The organism is Mesorhizobium sp. WSM4844 (assembly GCF_055811775.1).
Window position 1 is genome coordinate 41,864 of record NZ_JBVVQB010000030.1, and the last position, 17,940, is coordinate 59,803.

The window sequence follows — 17,940 nt, forward strand, 5'->3', positions numbered from 1 at the left end:
ATTTGTCTATTGATGTAGACAATTATACAAATTATATCTATTTTCTAAAGCGTGTCCATGACGGATGGATGACAGCGCGAAAAAGATCGGGGCAAAGAGATGATCGGTCAGCAGATGGCCAGCAGCTTGGAGCGGCGCAGCGGCGTCGCGCTGTGGCGGCAGATCGCCGACCAGATCCTGCATTCGATTGCCGTTGGCGACTTTGCCGAGAATGCTGCGTTGCCACCGGAAGTTGCACTGGCCGAGCGCTATGGCGTCAACCGCCATACGGTGCGCAGCGCCATCGCCGCACTGGTGCAGGATGGCGTGCTCAGGGCCGAACAGGGGCGCGGCACTTTTGTGCTGTCGCGCAAGCGCCTGTCCTATCCGATCGGCGCCCGCACCCGTTTTTCGGAGGGCTTGCAAGGGCAGGCGTCGGAGCGTCGCAGCGTGCTGCTCGAATCGGCGGTCGAGCCGGCCAGCCGGCGCGTCGCCGAAGGGCTGGGGCTTGCCAGGGGTTCGACTGTCATACGCCTCGAAACGCGCGGTGAAGCCGATGGGCAACCGGTCTCGCGTGCCACCGGCTGGTTCGACGCGGCTCGCTTCGCCGGCATCGATGCCGCAATGGCCGAAACCGGATCGGTGACCGCCTCATTCCAGCGTTTCGGCATCGGTGACTATCTCAGGCAATCGACGGTGCTGTCGGCCCGCCATGCGGACGCCGCCGACCTTGCCGATCTTAATCTGCAGCCCGGCGCCATCGTGCTGGTCACGGTCGCCGTCAACGTCACGCCGGACGGCCAGCCGATCCAGTTCGCCGAAACGCGGTTTCCGGCCGAGCGGGTCGAGCTCAAGATATCGGCGCTTTAGGTCCGGTTCATCCGACCTGGATGACGGCCTTGATCAGGCCGGATTTCTCATGCGCCCAGCGGGCGAGGTCGCGCGGCGTGTCGCCAAGCGTCGTGCGATGGGTGACGAGCTTTGCCAGCGGCACAGCACCATCGCGAATCGAGGCAGCGACATGGTCGAAGTCGGCGCGCAGCGCGTTGCGGCTGCCGATCAGCGTCATCTCGCGTTTGTGGAATTCGGGATCGGAAAAGACGATGTCGTCCTTGACGACGCTGACCAGGACCAGCGTCCCGCCATGCGCGACATGGGCGAAGGCTGACTGGACGGACTGGGTGTTGCCGGTGGCATCGAAAATCACGTCAAAACCTTCGCCGTTGGTCGCCTCGCGCACCAGATCGGTCGCAGACTGCCGAGATGCGTCGAGGGTGGCGAAGCCGAGTTCGCTTGCAGCAAAACCCAGCCTCTCGGCACTCATGTCGAGCAGCGTCACGTCGAGACCGGCGATGTGGGCAAACAGCGCTGTGCCGAGGCCGATCGGCCCGGCACCGATGACCAGCGTGCGCGCGCCGGGATCAGCCAGCGAGCGCCGCACGGCATGCGCCCCGATCGCCAGGAATTCGACGGCGGCGGCATCGGCCAGCGACAGGCCGTTGGTCGGATAAAGATTTTGCGCCGGCACCAGGATCCGTTCGCACATGGCGCCGTCGCGGTGGACGCCGAGCACCTCGATCCTGACGCAGCAATTCGGCTTGCCTAGGCGGCAGGCGCTGCATTTGCCGCAAGCGAGATAGGGATTGATGATCACCGGCTCACCGACGGCCAGATCGACGCCTTCGCCGGCCTCGATCACGGTGCCGGAGACCTCGTGACCCATGATGCGGGGATAGGCGAGGAACGGATGCTTGCCCTCGAAAATGTGATAGTCGGTGCCGCAGATGCCGACATGACTGACCGCGACCAACGCCCAGCCCGGCGGTGGTGTGCCCGGCGCCAGGCGGTCTTCCACAACAAGATCGCCGGGCGAACGGCAGATGACGGCTTTCATGCTTTGATCCAGTCGGTTCATGGCGCCGCCGGCCCGATCGCCGGGCCGGCGGTTGTTAAGATGGTCTATTTGCCGCGGCGGCGCAGGCCGTCGAAATAGACGATGACGATGATCAGCACGCCGGTAATGATGCGCTGCCAGAAGGCATTGACGTTCAAGAGATTGGCGCCGTTGTTGATAGTGGCGAGGATGAAGGCGCCGAGCAGCGGTCCGTGCACCGAGCCGACGGCGCCGAACAGCGAAGTGCCGCCGATCACCGACGAGGCGATCGCCTGCAACTCCCAGCCCTCGGCCTGCGTCGGATTGCCGATGCCGATGCGCGAGGCAAGCAGCACGCCGACAAAAGCCGCGCAGAGGCCAGACAGCGTATAGGCCATGTAGATGGTGCGCTGGACGTTGACGCCGGACAGACGCGAGGCCTCGGCGTTGGAGCCGACCGAGAACAGATACCGGCCCCAGCGGCTGTGATGCAGGAAGATGTAGGCGGGAATGCCGACCAGGATCACCATCCAGAACAGATTGGGGACGCCGAGGAACGAGCTGCGCGAAAACAGCTGGAAGGCGTCGTTGTTGATCGAGATCGAGTTGCCATTGGTCATCAAAAGGCCGATGCCGCGCAGCGAGGTCAGCGTCGCCAGCGTGATGATGAAGGGCGGCAGGCCCATCTTGACGATGCCGAAGCCGTGGAACAGGCCGATGGCGACGCCAACCAGCAAGGTGATCAGGATGGCGAGGTAAATCGGCACGCCGGCATTGATCAGCATCGCAACGATGACGGTGGCGAAGCCAACCACGGCGCCGACGGAAAGGTCGATACCGCCGGTGATGATGACGAAGGTCTGGCCGACCGCCAGGATGGCGATCATCGAACCTTGCCGCAGCAGGTTCGAGATGTTGTTGGCGGAGGCGAAGCTCGGCGTCGCCACCGACAGGATGACCCACAACAGCACCAGCAGCGCCAGCAGTGTCAGCCCGAACAGCGCGTTGTAGTTGCGTTTCGGCCTTTCGGCCGCGATCGCCTCGGTGCTCATATCTGTCCTCCCGGTTTTTCTTGTTTCTCGGCCAGCGCCTGGGTGAGGATCTCCTCATGGTCGGCAGTGTGGAAACCATGAGTGGCCACCAGTTTGCCGCGCCGGAACACATGCAGCGTGTCGGCCAGTTCATAGACCTCGGGCAGATAGGACGAGATCAGGATGATGCCGGCGCCCTTGGACAAAAGCGCACTGAACAGGCGGTAGATCTCGGCCTTGGTGCCGACATCGACGCCGACTGTCGGCTCGTCGAAGATGAACAGCTTGGCGCCGTGCGCCAGCCATTTGCCGATGACGATCTTCTGCTGGTTGCCGCCGGACAGGCTGGAGGCGAGGGCGTGACGCGTCGGCGTCTTGATCCTGAGATTGGCGATCTGGCGATCCGCCTCGGTCTTCTCCTGTGCGCTGGAGATCAGCAGATTGCTGGAGATGCGCTTGTAGATCGGCAGATTGAGATTGAGGCCGACCGGCAGGTTGAGGCAGAGGCCCTGGTCACGGCGGCTTTCCGGCGCCAGCGCCATGCCGAGCCTGATGGCGTCATGCTCGGAGTTGACCTGAACCTCCTTGCCCTCCCAGAGGATCTGGCCGGCCGACTTGCGGTGACGGCCGTAGAGCGTGGTGACGAACTCGCTGCGCCCAGCGCCGATCAGCCCGTAGAGCCCGACGATTTCGCCGGCACGGACCGTCATCGAGACATTTTCGAAGCCCTTGCCGGAGAGATTTCTGGCTTCGAGCAGCGTCGCGCCCGGGGTAAAATGCTCCTTGTGATAGACTTGCTCGATCGAGCGGTTGATCATCATCTTGACCAGCTCGGCGTCGTTGGTCTCGGCGATGTTCCTGGTGCCGACAAGCGTGCCGTCGCGCAGCACCGAGACGCGGTCGGCGAGCTCGAACACCTCTTCCATGCGGTGGCTGATGTAGATGATGGTGACGCCTTCGCCCTTCAGCCGGCGGATCAGCGTGAACAGCTGGTCGGCCTCCTTGCGGGTGAGATAGGCAGTCGGTTCGTCGAAGATCAGGAACTTGGTGCCGCGCACGGTGGCGCGGGCGGCAGCGATCAGCTGCTGCTGGCCTATGGTCAGGTCACCCAGCACGACATGCGCCGGCAGATCGAAGCCGAGATCGTCGATGATCTTCTGCGCTTCCCTGACCATGGCCCGCTGCTGCAGTATGCCGAAGCGGGAATCCTCCTCGCCGAGGAACATGTTGGCCGCGACAGTGAGATGGCGGCACAGAACGACCTCCTGGTGCACGGCATTGATGCCGAGCGCCATCGCCTCATGCGGCGTCGCCAGCGCTGCCGGCTTGCCCTCCCAGATGACGTCGCCGGAGGTGCGCGGCATGACGCCGGTCAAAAGCTTGATCAGGGTGGATTTGCCGGCACCGTTCTCGCCGACAATGGCGTGGATTTCGCTGGCCTTGAAGGCGAGGCTAACCGGCTTCAGCGCGTGCGTGCCGGGATATCGTTTCTCCAGGCCCTTGAGTTCGAGGATCGTCCTGCCCGGTTCCAGCGTTGGGGCGGGATGCAGTTCCTGCGCCGTCGACGTCATGACGTTCCTCCCAATTGGCCTCCCAGATTGGCCTCCCAGATCGGCCTCACGAGTGGCACGAGTGTAGGTCGTTTCCGGGGCAAAAAGCCCCGGAAACGGTGTGCCAATGCCGGTGCTCAGTCGAGCTTCGGATTGAGCAGCGCGTCGATCTTCGGATCTTTCATGTTAGCCTTGGTGACGAGGTTGGCGCCGGTATCGACATTGGCCTCGACCTTCTCGCCCTTCGAGGCAGCGAGCGCCGTCTTGATGCCGTCATAGCCCATCCGGTAAGGATCCTGGACGACGAGGCCGGAAATGACGCCGTCATTGAGGAACTTGACCAGCTTCTCGTCGCTGTCGAAGCCGATCAGCCCGACCTTGCCGGCAAGGCTGTTCTCGGCGATCGCCTGACCGACGCCCTGCGCCATGATCAGGTTGGAGGCGAAGATGCCCTTGAGGTTCGGGTTGGCGGTGATCAGGTCGGTTGCGATGTTGAGGCCGGTGGTGGCCTGGCCGTCGGCGTATTTGTCGGCAATCAGCTTGAGGCCGGGATATTTGGCGGCAAGCTGTTCCTTGAAGCCCTGGGCGCGCTGCTCGAGCGAGCCGGCACCCGGAAGCGCGGTGATCAGGGCGACGTCGCCCTCGATTTTGCCGCCATTGGCTTCGCCGATCGCGGCCGCCAGCCCGTCAGCGGCGACGCGGCCGCCCTGGATATTGTCGGTGGTCAGGAACGAGGTGAAGGCCTTGGAGTCGGCGCCGGAATCGATGCCGATGATCTTGACGTTGGTGGCTGCCTCGTCGATCGGCTTGCCGAGCGCCTTGGCCTCGGTTGGTGCGATGACCACGGCAGCCGGGTTGCCGGCGACGGCGTTTTCAAGGATCGAGATCTGGCCGTTGACGTCGGTCTCCGCCTGGGCGCCGAGTTCCGGCACGTTGACGCCGAGGTCCTTGCCGGCCTTGCGGGCGCCGGCCAGCACGATCTGCCAGTAGAAAGAGGTGGTGTCCTTGACGATGATCGGAATGGTTACGTCCGCCGCCGAAGCAGGCGCCGAATGCATCACGCCGGCAAGCATCGAGGCGGCGGCGAGCGCCACGAATACGCGGCGGTTGAGAATGCTGGTCACGAATTTCATTTAGACTTCCTCCCTAGGTCGCCTGGTGAACGTAGCGGAAGCTCGGTTTGGATAGGCGCTGGCCAAACGGAACTTTATCAATAAAAAACATTTACCGCATTTTGATAGTGCATCGGTCCGGTCGACGCAAGCGGTGTTTCGTGTCGTCCTGCCTATGCCTCGACCGGAAAGGGAGTGCCGATCCTCATTGTCAAACCCCGCAAATCCTCTCCAAAAGGTATGGAATATTAATTCCATCTTCCGGTCAAGATGGAATATTCATTCTTTTTTGAAGCATAGGGTGGGGCGCCTCCTGATCGCACCGTCCGCCGTTCAACCGGCGAAGGCCGCCGCGCATCAGCCGAGCTTCTGAACGACCGTGTAGGGATCATATTTGGCGAATTCTGTTTCGGGCACCTGGATGTCGAGCAGTTGCAGATTTCGTTCCAGATTGGCCGGCTTGGCGGTGCCCGTCAGCACAGAAGCCACCACAGGCTCGTGCAGCGGGAACTGGAATGCCGCCGCGGCAAGCGGATAGTCGCCCTCGGCGGCGATTTTTTCCATGGCGCCGACGCGGTCGAGAATGTCCTCGGTGGCCGGCAGGTAGTCGAAATGCGCACCCGGCACCGGGCCGGTCGCCAGGATGCCCGAGTTGAAGACGCCACCGATGATCAGCGAGGTCTGCCGTTGCCGGCAAAGCGGCAGCAATTCGGCTTCGGCGGTGCGGTCGAGCAGCGAATAGCGGCTGGCGAGCAGGATGCAGTCGAGCGGCGCCTGGCGCAGCACATCGAGACAGATCTGCACCTCGTTGACGCCAAGGCCGTAGGCGGAAATGACCTTGTGCGACTTCAGCTCTTCCAGCGCCTTCAGCCCGCCATCCATAAACTGGCGGAAATGCAGCTTCGTTTTCTCGACGCCATGCGTATAGACGCCGATGTCGTGGACGAACAGGACGTCGATTCGATTGAGGCCAAGCCGCGCATAGCTGAACTCGACGGAGCGCATGATACCGTCGTAGGAATAGTCGTAGTCGGGCGCAAAGGGCAGCGGATCAACATAGGAATGGTCCGGAATCCGGTCTTCCGGCACCGGCCGCAACAGGCGCCCGACCTTGGTCGACAGCACGTAGGAGTCCCGCGGCTTGTCGCGCAGGAAATCGCCGAAGCGGCGTTCCGAAAGGCCGAAGCCGTAGAACGGCGCGGTATCGAAATAGCGCAAGCCGGCATCCCAGGCGACCTGAAGCGTCTGCATCGCCGTCTCGCGTGGACAGGCTCGGTAGAGCCCGCCGACCGCCGCGCCGCCGAAGCTGACCTCGGTTATTTCCAGCGCGGTGCTGCCGACACGGCGTTTCTTCATGCAAAGCCTCCCACCGGCCATTTGCCGGCCCGTCCATGTCTCAAGTCAGTTGATGGCTGGTCTAGAGGGTCGCGCCGAGGTGCCACGGCACGAACTCGTTGTCGCCGTAGCCGAACTCCTCGCTCTTGGTCTTGCGGCCGGAAGCCGTCTCGACGATCAGCTCGAAAATCTCGCGGCCCATGCCGGCAATGGTCTTTTCGCCCGAAGCGATGACGCCGCAATTCACGTCCATGTCCTCTTCCATCGTATGGTACATGGTCGAGTTGCTGGCGACCTTGATCGACGGTGTCGGCCGGCAGCCGAAGCAGGAACCGCGGCCGGTGGTGAAGACGATGACGTTTGCGCCGCCTGCCACCTGGCCGGTGGCGGAAACCGGGTCGTAGCCGGGCGTGTCCATGAACACCAAGCCGTGGCCGGCGACCTTCTCTGCGTAGCCAAAGACGCCGTTGAGCGGCGTCTGGCCACCCTTGGCGACGGCGCCAAGCGACTTCTCCAAAATGGTGGTCAGGCCGCCGCGCTTGTTGCCTGGTGACGGATTGTTGTCGATTGAGGCGCCATGCTTGGCAACATGGTCTTCCCACCATTTTACATAGCCATCGAGCTTGGCGGCGATCTCCGGGGTCGCCGCGCGATAGGCCAGAAGATGCTCGGCGCCGTAGATTTCCGTCGTCTCGGAAAGGATGCCGATGCCGCCGACGCCGGCCAGGATGTCGACGGCGGCGCCCAGCGCCGGATTGGCGGTGATGCCGGACATGCCGTCGGAGCCGCCGCATTGCAGGCCGACGACGATCTCGCTGACCGGAATCGGCTCACGCTCGAGCTTGCCGACCTCCTCTGATATCTCGGCCAGCACGACCAACGCCTTCTCGACAGATTTGCGCGAGCCGCCGGCTTCCTGGATGTTGAAATGGCGCTTTCCCGCGGCGACGCCCTTCTGGCCATAGAGGGTGAGCTGGTTGACCTCGCAGCCGAGACCGACCATCAGCACACCGCCAAAATTCGGGTGACGGGCATAGCCGGCAAGCGTGCGGTGCAGCACCATCATGCCGTCGCCGGTGGCGCTCATGCCGCAGCCCTGGCCGTGAACGATGGGAACGAAGCCGTCGATACCCGGATATCTGGGCAGCAGCGTCCGGTTCGCCTCGTCGGCGATGGCGTGGCAAACGGTGGCCGAGCAATTGACGCTGGCGAGAATGCCGACGAAGTTGCGCGTGCCGGCACGGCCGTCGGCGCGGCGGTAGCCCATGAAGGTGCGGGCGCGATCGGCCTCTGTGGCGTGCACAGCCTCGCTCGGCGGCACCACCGGCAAACGCCCGGATTCGAAGACCAGATTGTGCGAATGGACATGCTCGCCGGGCGCAATGGCTTCAGTGGCGCGGCCGATCGCCTGGGCGTATTTAACCACGGCCTCGCCGGCGGCAATCGGCTTGATCGCCACCTTGTGGCCGGGTTCGATCAGCGCCGTGGCAACGGCGCCGCCCGGCAGCACCGCGCCGATCTCGATGCGGCCGTTGGCGACCGCGACATTGTCGGCGGCGGACAGAAGAATGCTGTTTGCGGTGTTCACGGGCAGTTTCCTGGGTGTTCCTGGGATCGGCAAGCGATTGACACGCGCCTGTTAACGGTTAATGTCTTTTATCGTGAAAAAACAGTTTTGCGTCAATTGTTTTTTCGTGACGAAGCCGCGCGTTGTTGTGGATGCGCAGAGGACCGGACACTGGAACCAGGCCTGACTTCCGAAAAGCGATTCCGCTTCCCGGGAGCCTGCGCCAGAAGCATCTGCATATCGCGCTTCAAGCCGGCCGCCGCAAGCGCCGGCGCGCAACGGGGCAGGGGATGTCGAAGAGCAACAACGTCTATAAGGACGCCTACAATCGCGGTTTGCGGCTGCTCGACGAAACGAAAAGCCTGCCGTCGGAGCCCGAGCTGGGCACCCTGCTTGGCGTCAGCCGCACGACCATCCGCACCATCCTTGCGCGCATGGAAGAGACCGGGCTGATCGCCTGGAACAAGCGCAGCAAGACGGTTTTGCGCGTGCCGCGGCCGGACGACTTTTTTCCCGAGGAAGAAACCGACACGCTCTCGCAGATCATCGAGCGCTCCTTCATGCGGCGGCTGCTTGCCGGCGGTGCCGAGCCCGGCATGCAGATCAACGAACTCGAACTGGCGCGCGAGATCGGCGTTGGCACCACCAGCGTGCGCGAGTTCCTGATCCGCTTTTCCCGCTTCGGGCTGATCGAGAAGCGCCGCAACAGCCACTGGGTGCTGAAAGGCTTTACCCGCGCTTTCGCGCTGGAACTGACCGAAATCCGCGAGATGTTCGAACTGCGCTCGGCCGCCGCCTTCGCCGCGCTGCCGGAAGACAGCCCGGTGTGGGCCGACCTCGACCTGCTGGAGGATGAGCATCGCCTGCTGGCGCGCGAGATCGCCATGCGCTTCAACGAATTCTCGGAGCTCGACGAGCGCTTTCACCGGCTGATCCACCGCGCGTCGCACAATCGCTTCATCGTCGATTTCTACGACGTCATCGCCATGATCTTCCACTACCACTATCAGTGGAACAAGGCGCAGGAGCGCGAGCGCAACGAAGTGGCGGTCGCGGAACACCTGGCCTATATCGCGGCGCTCAAATCGCGCGATCTCGGCAAGGTAGACGCCGCCTGCCGCAAGCATCTGAAGTCCGCGCGGCACACGCTGCTGACGTCGATTCCAGAAGGCCAGCAAGCGTAGCGAGCTTTAGGTTGTTGCATTAAAGCGCCGCGTTGCCGCAGTGGTGATTTGGCGATTTTCCGACCGCCGGCCGCGTGCTAAATATCTTGCCGTTGCTGCGTGAGGAGGCAGGTCTTTGAACATCCGGCAGAGACGATGGAGCATGCCGGCGACATTCGCCGCGGCCTATTTGCTCGTGCTCCAGTCGATGCTTGGCGCATTCGCCTTCGGCATCGGGCCGGATGCTTCGCAACGCGACGCTTTCGGCAACGTCATCTGCACCCAGGAGGGCGCTGCCCAGCTTCCCGGCGGCGATCCGCACCAGCAGCACATGCCGGCTTGCTGCATGCCTGGCTGCGGCATGGCTTCGGCTGTCTACGCGCCGCCGCCCGCTGCCGCCACGGTGTCCGGCAATTTTTCGGCCGAAATCGTCGCCTTTGTGCTGCCGCCGTTCAGGCATCTCGACTTTGCCCGCGACCGCTCTCCGTCGAATCCGCGCGCGTCTCCGGTGACGGCCTGATCCGTCCCAGTTCGCCTTGCGGAATATTTCGCGGGCGAATTCGTTCAACATCGAAACTGTTCGCGACCGGCCGACGGCGCGATTTCTCAGTTCCTGGAGCTATCATGTCTCACACTTTTCGCGCGCGGCTCGGCCGCAACAGCCGCTTCCTGCGCAGCTTCGAGGAGCGACTCGGCGTCACCGTACTCGTCCTCGCCCTGCTGTTCGTCAGCGCCCAGGCCGTTTTCGCGCATGAGTTCAGGGCTGGCGACCTCGAGATCGTGCATCCCTGGTCGCGCGCCACACCGCCCGGCGCCAAAGTGGCCGGCGGCTACTTCACCGTGACCAACACCGGCAGTTTGCCGGACCGGCTGCTGTCGATCTCCTCGGAAATTTCGGCCAAGGCCGAATTGCATGAGATGGGCGTCAAGGACGGCGTCATGACGATGCGGCCGGTCAGCGGCCTCGAAATCCCGGCCGGCGGCAAGGTCGCGCTGGCGCCCGGCGGCTATCATTTGATGTTTGTCGGCCTCAAGCGTCAGCCCAAGCAGGGCGAGACGTTTCCCGCCACGCTGACTTTCGAGAAGGCCGGCACGGTCGCCGTCGAGTTCACGGTGGAAGGCATGGGCGAAACGGGCGGCATGCACGACCATGCCAATTGATCCGGCCAGATCCGCTCAATTCAAACTCGAGGAACCATCATGAACAATTATCTTCTGTCGGCCGGCGTGTTTTTCGTCTTGGGGACAAGTGCTGCCTTTGCCCACATTACGCTGGAAGCGCAGGAGGCGGCGGTCGGTTCGACCTACAAGGCGATCCTGCGCGTGCCGCATGGCTGTGAAGGCAAGGCGACGACCGCCGTGCGCGTGCAGATCCCGGAGGGAGTGATTTCAGTGAAGCCGATGCCGAAGGCCGGCTGGACGCTGCAGGTCAAGAACGGCAGATACGAGAAATCCTATCAGCTCCATGGTCAAGAGATGTCCAGCGGCGTCAAGGAAGTCAATTGGAGCGGCGGCAGCCTGCCGGACGAATTCTACGACGAATTCGTCTTCCGCGGCACACTGGCGGCGGATCTGCCGGCCGGCCAAACGCTCTACTTCCCGGTGGTGCAGGAATGCGACGGCGCCGCCGAACGTTGGATCGAGATACCAGCGGCCGGCCAGGATGAGGACGCGCTGGAATATCCGGCGCCCGGCCTCAAGCTTGCGCCGAAGCAATGATTATTTGGCGGCGCGCATTGTTCGAAAGAGTGCGCCGCTGTTTTGTGCCGTGACATGAGTGCTGCATCCCTGCTGCGAACGGTATGCGCAACCGGCCGATTTGCGATCTGCCTGCTGGCTGCGATCGTGCTGCTTGCCGCCATTGCCGCGCCAGGTCAGGCCTTCGCCCACGCGGCGCTGGTCACAACGGAGCCGACGGACGGCGCCGTGCTGGCGCAGAGCCCCGCGCAGTTCTCGCTGACCTTCAGCGAGCCGGTGTCACCGCTGATGCTGACCTTGGTGCGGCCCGATGGAACGCCGGTTCCGCTGACATCCTTTCGGCTCAATGGCCAGACGCTCGACATCGACAATCCGCAACGGCTCGGATCCGGCACCCATGTGCTGAGCTGGCGGGTGATCTCCGCCGATGGCCATCCGGTCGGCGGCTCGGTGCTGTTTTCGATCGGCGCGCCGAGTGCGGCGCCGGCCGTCGCCGAAGCTGTCGACCGGGGCCTGAGGTCGGCAATCTGGATCGGCAAGGTCTTTCTCTATGTCGGCCTGTTTCTCGGCGTCGGCGGCGCCTTTGCCATCGCCTGGCTGGCGAAGGGCGGGCGTTCCGGCCGGCGCTTCGTCATCGCCGCGATCCTGTGCGGCCTCGTCGCGGCGCCGTTGTCGCTCGGCTTGCAGGGACTGGACGCGCTCGGCGCACCGTTCGTCCGGCTGGCGCAGCCACGCGTCTGGCAGGCCGGGCTCGGCACCAGCTTCGGCTGGACGATGCTGGTCGCGCTGGTGGCGCTCGGGCTTGGCCTGCTGTCGCTGGTCGGGCCGCGCGGCGGCGCAAAGCTGTTTGCCCTGGTCGGCCTGGCCGGTGTCGGTGCCGCCCTCGCCGCCAGCGGACATGCAAGTGCCGCCGAACCGCAATGGCTGACAAGGCCGATTGTGTTTCTGCACGGCGCCGGCATTGCATTCTGGGCCGGGGCGCTGGCGCCGCTCGGTCTCACTATCAGGCGGAAGCCGGCCGAGGCCGCGCCTTTCCTGCATCGGTTTTCCCAGGCGATCCTGCCTGTCGTGGCCGTGCTTGCGGCCACCGGCTTCGTGCTGGCTGTCATCCAGGTACAGGCGCCCGCAGCTTTGCTCGAGACCGCCTATGGCCGGCTGCTGCTGGTCAAGCTGGCGCTGCTGTTGTTTCTGTTCATTCTGGCCGCCATCAACCGCTGGAAGCTGACCGGTCCCGCGGAAGCGGGAGAGACGGAAGTACAGAAGAGGCTGGTCCGCTCGATCGGCATTGAGATGCTGATCGTTCTGGCGATATTCGGCGTTGCCGCCGGCTGGCGCTTCACGCCGCCGCCACGCGCCCTGGCGATCGCAGCGGCGCAGCCGGCTTCGGTGCATATCCACACGCCGAAGGCGATGGCCGACCTCAGCATCACACCCGGCCATGTTGGGCCGGTTGCCGCCTCGATCGTCATCATGACCGGAGATTTCGGCCCGCTCGACGCTGAACAAGTGACGCTGGTGCTGTCAAAACCCGATGCCGGGATCGAGCCGATCAAGCGCGCGGCGACAAAGCGCGTCGATGGTACTTGGCGTGTCGACGATCTCGTCGTCCCGGTCCCGGGCCGATGGACGGCGCGGCTCGATATTCTCGTCTCGGATTTCGAGATCGTGAAGATAGAGGCACCGATCTATATCAGGTGATGAGGACCAGCCGGCAGTCTGCGCAACACATTTCGGCGAGGCGGTTGACGCGGCCTTGAAGGCCCGTCATTCATTTCGGCAAGATTGGCATTTCGGCAAGATTGGCATCTCGACAAGAATGGCATCCCAAGAAGAATGGGCACCGCTACAAATCGCGCCTCAACAAAAGATCCGAAAGCAGGGAAGAAACGATGGAAAAAGCCGAAATCGGCCTGATCGGCCTTGGGACGATGGGCTCCAACCTGGCGCTCAACATCGCCGAGAAGGGTCACCGCATAGCCGTTTTCAACCGCACCGCGGCACGCACCGACGCCTTCGTCGAGAATGCCGGGACGCTCAGGGATATGGTCGTGCCCTGCTACAGCCTGGAGGAACTCGCCGCCGCCATCCGGCCGCCGCGGCCGATCATCATCATGGTGCTGGCCGGCAAGCCGGTCGACGAGCAGATCGCGGCACTGCGCGGCGCGCTGTCGGCCAACGACATCGTCATCGATGCCGGCAATGCCAATTTCCGCGACACGATGCGGCGCTTCTCCGAGCTTTCCGATTCGGGTCTCACCTTCATCGGCATGGGCGTGTCCGGCGGCGAGGAGGGCGCGCGCCAGGGACCGTCGATCATGGTCGGCGGCACCGAAGAGTCCTGGAAACGCGTCGAAAAGGTGCTGACCGCCATTTCTGCCAAGTTCAGGGATGAACCCTGTGCGGCATGGCTTGGCACCGATGGCGCCGGGCACTTCGTCAAGACCATCCATAACGGCATCGAATATGCCGACATGCAGATGATCGCCGAGATCTACGGCATCTTGCGCGACGGGTTAGGCATGGGGCCGAAGGAGATCGCACAGGTGTTTGCCGGCTGGAACAAGGGCCGGCTCAACTCCTACCTGATCGAGATCACCGCCAAGGTGCTGGACGCCGACGATCCGAAGACAGGCAAGCCGGTGGTCGATATCATCCTCGACCGCGCCGGCCAGAAGGGCACCGGCAAATGGTCGGTCATCGAGGCGCAGCAACTCGGCATTCCCGCCACCGCGATCGAGGCCGCGGTGGCGGCGCGCGTCCTGTCGTCGATCAAGGACGAGCGGCTGGCCGCCGAAAACGCCTATGGCAAAGGCGGCGTGACCACCATTTCCGGAGACAAGGACGCGCTTCTTGGCGATCTCGAACTGGCGCTGTTCGCCGGCAAGATATCAGCCTATGCGCAAGGCTTCGCGGTGATGAGCGGCGCGTCGAAGGAATTCAACTGGAACCTGCCGATGCCGACCATCGCCAAGATCTGGCGGGCAGGCTGCATCATCCGCTCGCAGTTGCTGGACACGATGGCGGAAGCCTTCGGCACCGGCGGGGCGGCCACCAATCTTTTGATGGCGCCGGCTTTCATTGCAATGATGCAGGAAGCGCATCCATCGCTGCGGCGCATCGTGGCAGGGGCGTCGGAAGCCGGCTCACCCGTGCCGGCGCTGTCGTCGGCGCTTGCCTATTTCGACAGCTACCGCCAGGGCCGCGGCACCTCGAACCTGATCCAGGCGCAACGCGATTTCTTCGGCGCGCACGGCTTCGAACGCATCGACGGGCCGGGCGCTTTCCATGGCCCTTGGGGGAGCGGAGCGGCTGGGTAGCGCCTAATGTCGGTCGTAAGAATCACCTTGCCGGCCCCTGGAAGCAGATATTGTGCGTGACCAGCTAGAGGTCGTGGTCCCGCGAGAAGTCGTCGTTACAACTGGTTCGCGGAACCTGACATCGCTTCACGGGGTCCACGGGGGTGCCGTCGAAACGTGCTCAGGCTGATGCTCGCCGAATGATCCTGAACCCGATGTCGATGACGTTCTCCGCCTGCTCCTCGCCGCGGAAGCGCGACAGGATGGCCTCGGCGGCGGCAGCGCCGAGCGCTTCGCGGTCGACGCGTACGGTGGTCAGGGCAGGTTCCACCGCGGCGGCATAGTCCTGGTCTCCGAAGCCGATCACCGCCACGTCGCCCGGTACGGAAAGTCCTCGCGCAAGCGCCTCGATTAGGACGCCGTGCGCGAGCAGATCGGAACTGCAGAACACGACGCCGTCCGAAAAGCCTTCCCGCAGCAGGCGCGAAAGCCCGGCCCGGCCGTTGGCCAGAGTCGCCGGCGCGTCGAAAGCCGCTTTCAGGACGGCATGGCCGCTACTCCGCTCGAAGCGGTCCGAGAACGCCTGCTGGCGCCGGCGCGCCCGCTCGTCGCCGGCCGACACGCAGGCCGCGCGCGGGTAGCCTGCGTCGATCGCGAAGTCGGCCGCCGCGCGGCCCGCCTCGACATGCGAGAAGCCGACGCAGATGTCGATCGGCGTGGTGCTGATGTCCCAGACCTCGACGACCGGAATGCCCGCCGCCAGCAGCATGCGCCGCGCCTGCGCGGAGTGGTGAATGCCCGTGAGCAGCATCGCGTCGGGCCGGCGCGAAAGGTGGGTGGCGATGAACGCCTCCTCGTCGCCGGGGTCGAAACCCGTCTCCGACAGCAGAATCTGGTAGCCGCGCGCGCGCATGCGTTCGTTGAACGAGGTGATCATCGAGGCGTAGACGATGTTCGAGATCGACGGAACCAGCGCCGAAACCAGCATGCTCCTCTGGGAGGCGAGCGCGCCGGCGAGCGCATTCGGAACGAAGCCGGTGACGCGGATCGCCTCGTGGATGCGCCGAAGCGTCTCAGCAGAGACCTTTGAGGGTTCGGAAAGCGCGCGCGAGACCGTGACCTGCGAGACGCCGGCCATACGGCCGACCGTCTGCATGGTCACCGCCCCTGACGAGCGTCTGCGCCTGGCGCGAGTCGAAGTCTCCTCCACAACCATGTACGACTTATTTCTTCGGACGGCCCGAAAGGCAAGTTTCAACCGGCGGCGAGCTTCTCCGCGCGCTGGCGGCGGCCGATGACGACCGAAACCGCAATCGACGCCACGATCAGGACCCACAGGAAGGCTGCGATCCAGCTCTTGGTGAAGAAGATCGTCAGGTCGCCAAACGACTCCAGGCTCTTGACGAAGTAGATTTCGGCCGAAGGCCCGAGGATGAAACCGATGATGAACGGAGCGGTTTCGAGCCCCAGCTTGACGCCGATCCACCCCGCGACGCCGAAGAAGAGCAGCGTCCAGACGTCGAACATGATGCCGTAGTTGATTGTATAGGCGCCGATGACGCACATCATCAGGATGACCGGATAGAGGATCGCCTTCGGAATCGCCACCGCCAGCGAGAACCAGCGGATCGCGTAGTACATCATCGCGAACGTGACCAGGTTGGCAAGCAGCATCGCGATGATCATCGAGTTCCACGTTTCCGGATGCTGGCCTATGAACAGGGGCCCGACCTGGATGCCCTGAAGCGCGAAGGCGCCGATCAGAAGGGCAGTGGTCGAATCTCCCGGTATCCCGAGCGACAGCAGCGGCACCAGCGCTCCGCCGGTCAACGCGTTGTTGCTCGTCTCCGAAGCGATGACGCCCGCCGGTTCGCCCTTGCCGAACGTCTCGGGATGCGACGAACTCGTCTTCGCCGCCGTATAGGCGAGGATCGACGCCGCCGACCCGCCGATCCCCGGCAGGATGCCGACGAAGGTGCCGATGCCCGACGAGCGGATGAGATTGATCGTCTGGCCCCGAAATATCGACCACGAGAACTTCGACCTGCCGCCCGACTCCAGTTCCTTGACCGAAGGCCCCTTCGGCATGCCGATCTCGGCCTCCTCCAGCACCGTCGTCAGCCCGAACAGCGCGATCAGCACCGGCAGCAGCGCGAAGCCGCCGTAGAGGATGTCCTCCATGCCGGGCGGGATCAACCGGAAATGGCCGTTGCCGCCATCGGTCACGTCATAGACCCCGACGAGGCTGAGAAAGATGCCCAGGAAGCCCGAGAAGATGCCCAGCAGCATGTCGCTCGACAGCGCGCCCATCACCGTCAGCGCGAACAGGATGATCAGGAACTTTTCGACGTAGGAGAAGCGGATCGCGAAATCGGCCAGCCACGGCGTGAACAGATAGAGCGCCGCCAGCGAGATCAGGCCGCCGATCAGTGAACCGATGATGGCGATGCGCATCGCCTGCTCGCCTTTGCCCTGACGGGCCATCTGGAAGCCGTCGAACGTGGTCGCGACCGACGACGGCGTGCCGGGTATGCCGATGAGGATCGCCGGCACCACCCCGCCTGAGATGCCGCCGACATAGAGACCGATTAGCAGGGCGAGGCCGTTCTCGAGCCCAAGCGAGTAGGTCATCGGCAGGCAGACGGCCACCGCCATCGTCGCCGTCAGGCCGGGAATGACGCCGAAGACGATACCGATAGCCGTTCCGCCGGCGATCAGCAGCACAAACAGAGGCGTGACGAAACCGAACAGTTCCATTGGGTTCTCCCTGTCAGGGCAGCGTCAGGAAGAAGACGTGCGCGAACACCCACCACACCAGCACGGGCGCGGCGACCGCCACCACGCCAAGCACGATGACGGCGGACCTTGTACGCTCCTGCAGGTAGAGCAGCCCGCTGAGCGCCACGAACGGGATGGAGCAGATTAGGAAGCCCATGCCCGTGTTGGGCCAGATGTCACCGACAGGGACCATCAGCAGGAAATAAACCAGCGTCAAAGCGATCGTCCCGAAGAAGCGCGGCTTGTCCATCGCCGCCAAGGTCTGCGACCAGTACCGGCCGGCGCCGGCGATCGCCTGCCGGCGCGTGATGAGAATGGCCATCCCCAGCGCAAGCAGAATGCCGCCGATCAGTGTCGGAAACACCAGGTGCGAGGTCTGGAAATCGATCGTGACGCGCGTAAAATCGCCCATCTGCCGTGTGCTCCTCCATGCGCGAGCAGCGTGGGGGGGGGGGGGGGGGGGCCCCCCAAAAAAAAAAAAAAAAAAAAACACCCCCCCCCCCGGGGGGGGGGCCCGATTTTTTTTTTTTTAGGGGTTTGTTTTTAAAACCCAACCCA

At 63.8% G+C, this 17,940-nt stretch carries 16 protein-coding genes; 7 read left to right on the top strand and 9 right to left on the bottom strand.

Annotation, left to right across the window (positions count from 1 at the left end; all coding sequences use genetic code 11):
* Nucleotides 1-99 precede the first annotated feature (99 nt).
* The gene (phnF, locus tag AC0L2A_RS22075; RefSeq protein ID WP_473610636.1) at nucleotides 100-849 is read left to right on the top strand and encodes a phosphonate metabolism transcriptional regulator PhnF; all 750 of its coding nucleotides are present in this window, start codon (nucleotides 100-102) and stop codon (nucleotides 847-849) included.
* A gap of 7 nt (nucleotides 850-856) precedes the next feature.
* On the opposite strand, the gene AC0L2A_RS22080 is transcribed toward phnF, so the two are convergent.
* The 6 genes from AC0L2A_RS22080 to AC0L2A_RS22105 form a co-directional block, all read right to left on the bottom strand.
* Nucleotides 857-1,873: a zinc-binding alcohol dehydrogenase family protein gene (locus AC0L2A_RS22080; protein ID WP_473610637.1), complete on the bottom strand. Its 1,017-nt coding sequence runs from the start codon at nucleotides 1,871-1,873 to the stop codon at nucleotides 857-859.
* A gap of 65 nt (nucleotides 1,874-1,938) precedes the next feature.
* Nucleotides 1,939-2,904 (bottom strand): ABC transporter permease, encoded by a 966-nt coding sequence (locus AC0L2A_RS22085; protein ID WP_091595434.1) that lies wholly within the window; start codon nucleotides 2,902-2,904, stop codon nucleotides 1,939-1,941.
* A complete protein-coding gene (locus AC0L2A_RS22090; protein ID WP_473610639.1) occupies nucleotides 2,901-4,454 on the bottom strand; it encodes a sugar ABC transporter ATP-binding protein in 1,554 nt (517 codons plus the stop codon). The genes AC0L2A_RS22085 and AC0L2A_RS22090 overlap by 4 nt, the downstream gene beginning before the upstream one ends.
* Before the next feature lie 116 nt (nucleotides 4,455-4,570).
* Nucleotides 4,571-5,566 (bottom strand): ABC transporter substrate-binding protein, encoded by a 996-nt coding sequence (locus AC0L2A_RS22095; protein ID WP_023797365.1) that lies wholly within the window; start codon nucleotides 5,564-5,566, stop codon nucleotides 4,571-4,573.
* 336 nt (nucleotides 5,567-5,902) lie between these two features.
* Nucleotides 5,903-6,901 carry an aldo/keto reductase gene (locus AC0L2A_RS22100; protein WP_473610640.1) on the bottom strand — a complete coding sequence of 333 codons (999 nt, stop codon included), beginning with the start codon at nucleotides 6,899-6,901 and terminating at the stop codon, nucleotides 5,903-5,905.
* Between the two features lie 61 nt (nucleotides 6,902-6,962).
* The gene (locus AC0L2A_RS22105) at nucleotides 6,963-8,468 is read right to left on the bottom strand and encodes a UxaA family hydrolase (RefSeq protein WP_473610641.1); all 1,506 of its coding nucleotides are present in this window, start codon (nucleotides 8,466-8,468) and stop codon (nucleotides 6,963-6,965) included.
* Between the two features lie 269 nt (nucleotides 8,469-8,737).
* On the opposite strand from AC0L2A_RS22105, the gene AC0L2A_RS22110 reads away from it, so the two are divergent.
* The 6 genes from AC0L2A_RS22110 (at nucleotide 8,738) to gndA (ending at nucleotide 14,625) form a co-directional block, all read left to right on the top strand.
* Nucleotides 8,738-9,631 (top strand): GntR family transcriptional regulator, encoded by an 894-nt coding sequence (locus AC0L2A_RS22110; RefSeq protein WP_473610643.1) that lies wholly within the window; start codon nucleotides 8,738-8,740, stop codon nucleotides 9,629-9,631.
* Between the two features lie 142 nt (nucleotides 9,632-9,773).
* Nucleotides 9,774-10,130 (top strand): hypothetical protein, encoded by a 357-nt coding sequence (locus AC0L2A_RS22115; RefSeq protein ID WP_473610644.1) that lies wholly within the window; start codon nucleotides 9,774-9,776, stop codon nucleotides 10,128-10,130.
* Nucleotides 10,131-10,234: 104 nt separating this feature from the next.
* Nucleotides 10,235-10,771, top strand: coding sequence for a copper chaperone PCu(A)C (locus tag AC0L2A_RS22120; RefSeq protein ID WP_473610646.1), 537 nt, complete (start codon nucleotides 10,235-10,237; stop codon nucleotides 10,769-10,771).
* Between the two features lie 39 nt (nucleotides 10,772-10,810).
* A complete protein-coding gene (locus AC0L2A_RS22125) occupies nucleotides 10,811-11,329 on the top strand; it encodes a YcnI family copper-binding membrane protein (protein WP_473610647.1) in 519 nt (172 codons plus the stop codon).
* Between the two features lie 54 nt (nucleotides 11,330-11,383).
* Nucleotides 11,384-13,006: a copper resistance CopC/CopD family protein gene (locus AC0L2A_RS22130; RefSeq protein ID WP_473610649.1), complete on the top strand. Its 1,623-nt coding sequence runs from the start codon at nucleotides 11,384-11,386 to the stop codon at nucleotides 13,004-13,006.
* 191 nt (nucleotides 13,007-13,197) lie between these two features.
* The gene (gene gndA / locus AC0L2A_RS22135) at nucleotides 13,198-14,625 is read left to right on the top strand and encodes an NADP-dependent phosphogluconate dehydrogenase (RefSeq protein ID WP_473610650.1); all 1,428 of its coding nucleotides are present in this window, start codon (nucleotides 13,198-13,200) and stop codon (nucleotides 14,623-14,625) included.
* Nucleotides 14,626-14,785: 160 nt separating this feature from the next.
* On the opposite strand, the gene AC0L2A_RS22140 is transcribed toward gndA, so the two are convergent.
* The 3 genes from AC0L2A_RS22140 to AC0L2A_RS22150 form a co-directional block, all read right to left on the bottom strand.
* Nucleotides 14,786-15,760: a LacI family DNA-binding transcriptional regulator gene (locus tag AC0L2A_RS22140; RefSeq protein ID WP_473493315.1), complete on the bottom strand. Its 975-nt coding sequence runs from the start codon at nucleotides 15,758-15,760 to the stop codon at nucleotides 14,786-14,788.
* A gap of 98 nt (nucleotides 15,761-15,858) precedes the next feature.
* Entirely contained in the window at nucleotides 15,859-17,361 is a 1,503-nt protein-coding gene (locus AC0L2A_RS22145) for a tripartite tricarboxylate transporter permease (protein ID WP_473610651.1), read from the bottom strand.
* Between the two features lie 13 nt (nucleotides 17,362-17,374).
* Nucleotides 17,375-17,875, bottom strand: a complete 501-nt coding sequence (locus AC0L2A_RS22150) for a tripartite tricarboxylate transporter TctB family protein (protein ID WP_473610653.1) — start codon at nucleotides 17,873-17,875, stop codon at nucleotides 17,375-17,377.
* Between the last annotated feature and the right edge of the window lie 65 nt (nucleotides 17,876-17,940).

What these genes read in the sequence shown, in the direction of transcription:
- phnF (WP_473610636.1), top strand. Translation starts at nt 100, where the DNA reads ATGATCGGTCAGCAGATGGCCAGCAGCTTGGAGCGGCGCAGCGGCGTC.
- AC0L2A_RS22080 (WP_473610637.1), bottom strand. Translation starts at nt 1,873, where the DNA reads ATGAAAGCCGTCATCTGCCGTTCGCCCGGCGATCTTGTTGTGGAAGAC.
- AC0L2A_RS22085 (WP_091595434.1), bottom strand. Translation starts at nt 2,904, where the DNA reads ATGAGCACCGAGGCGATCGCGGCCGAAAGGCCGAAACGCAACTACAAC.
- AC0L2A_RS22090 (WP_473610639.1), bottom strand. Translation starts at nt 4,454, where the DNA reads ATGACGTCGACGGCGCAGGAACTGCATCCCGCCCCAACGCTGGAACCG.
- AC0L2A_RS22095 (WP_023797365.1), bottom strand. Translation starts at nt 5,566, where the DNA reads ATGAAATTCGTGACCAGCATTCTCAACCGCCGCGTATTCGTGGCGCTC.
- AC0L2A_RS22100 (WP_473610640.1), bottom strand. Translation starts at nt 6,901, where the DNA reads ATGAAGAAACGCCGTGTCGGCAGCACCGCGCTGGAAATAACCGAGGTC.
- AC0L2A_RS22110 (WP_473610643.1), top strand. Translation starts at nt 8,738, where the DNA reads ATGTCGAAGAGCAACAACGTCTATAAGGACGCCTACAATCGCGGTTTG.
- AC0L2A_RS22115 (WP_473610644.1), top strand. Translation starts at nt 9,774, where the DNA reads ATGCCGGCGACATTCGCCGCGGCCTATTTGCTCGTGCTCCAGTCGATG.
- AC0L2A_RS22120 (WP_473610646.1), top strand. Translation starts at nt 10,235, where the DNA reads ATGTCTCACACTTTTCGCGCGCGGCTCGGCCGCAACAGCCGCTTCCTG.
- AC0L2A_RS22125 (WP_473610647.1), top strand. Translation starts at nt 10,811, where the DNA reads ATGAACAATTATCTTCTGTCGGCCGGCGTGTTTTTCGTCTTGGGGACA.
- AC0L2A_RS22130 (WP_473610649.1), top strand. Translation starts at nt 11,384, where the DNA reads ATGAGTGCTGCATCCCTGCTGCGAACGGTATGCGCAACCGGCCGATTT.
- gndA (WP_473610650.1), top strand. Translation starts at nt 13,198, where the DNA reads ATGGAAAAAGCCGAAATCGGCCTGATCGGCCTTGGGACGATGGGCTCC.
- AC0L2A_RS22140 (WP_473493315.1), bottom strand. Translation starts at nt 15,760, where the DNA reads ATGCAGACGGTCGGCCGTATGGCCGGCGTCTCGCAGGTCACGGTCTCG.
- AC0L2A_RS22145 (WP_473610651.1), bottom strand. Translation starts at nt 17,361, where the DNA reads ATGGAACTGTTCGGTTTCGTCACGCCTCTGTTTGTGCTGCTGATCGCC.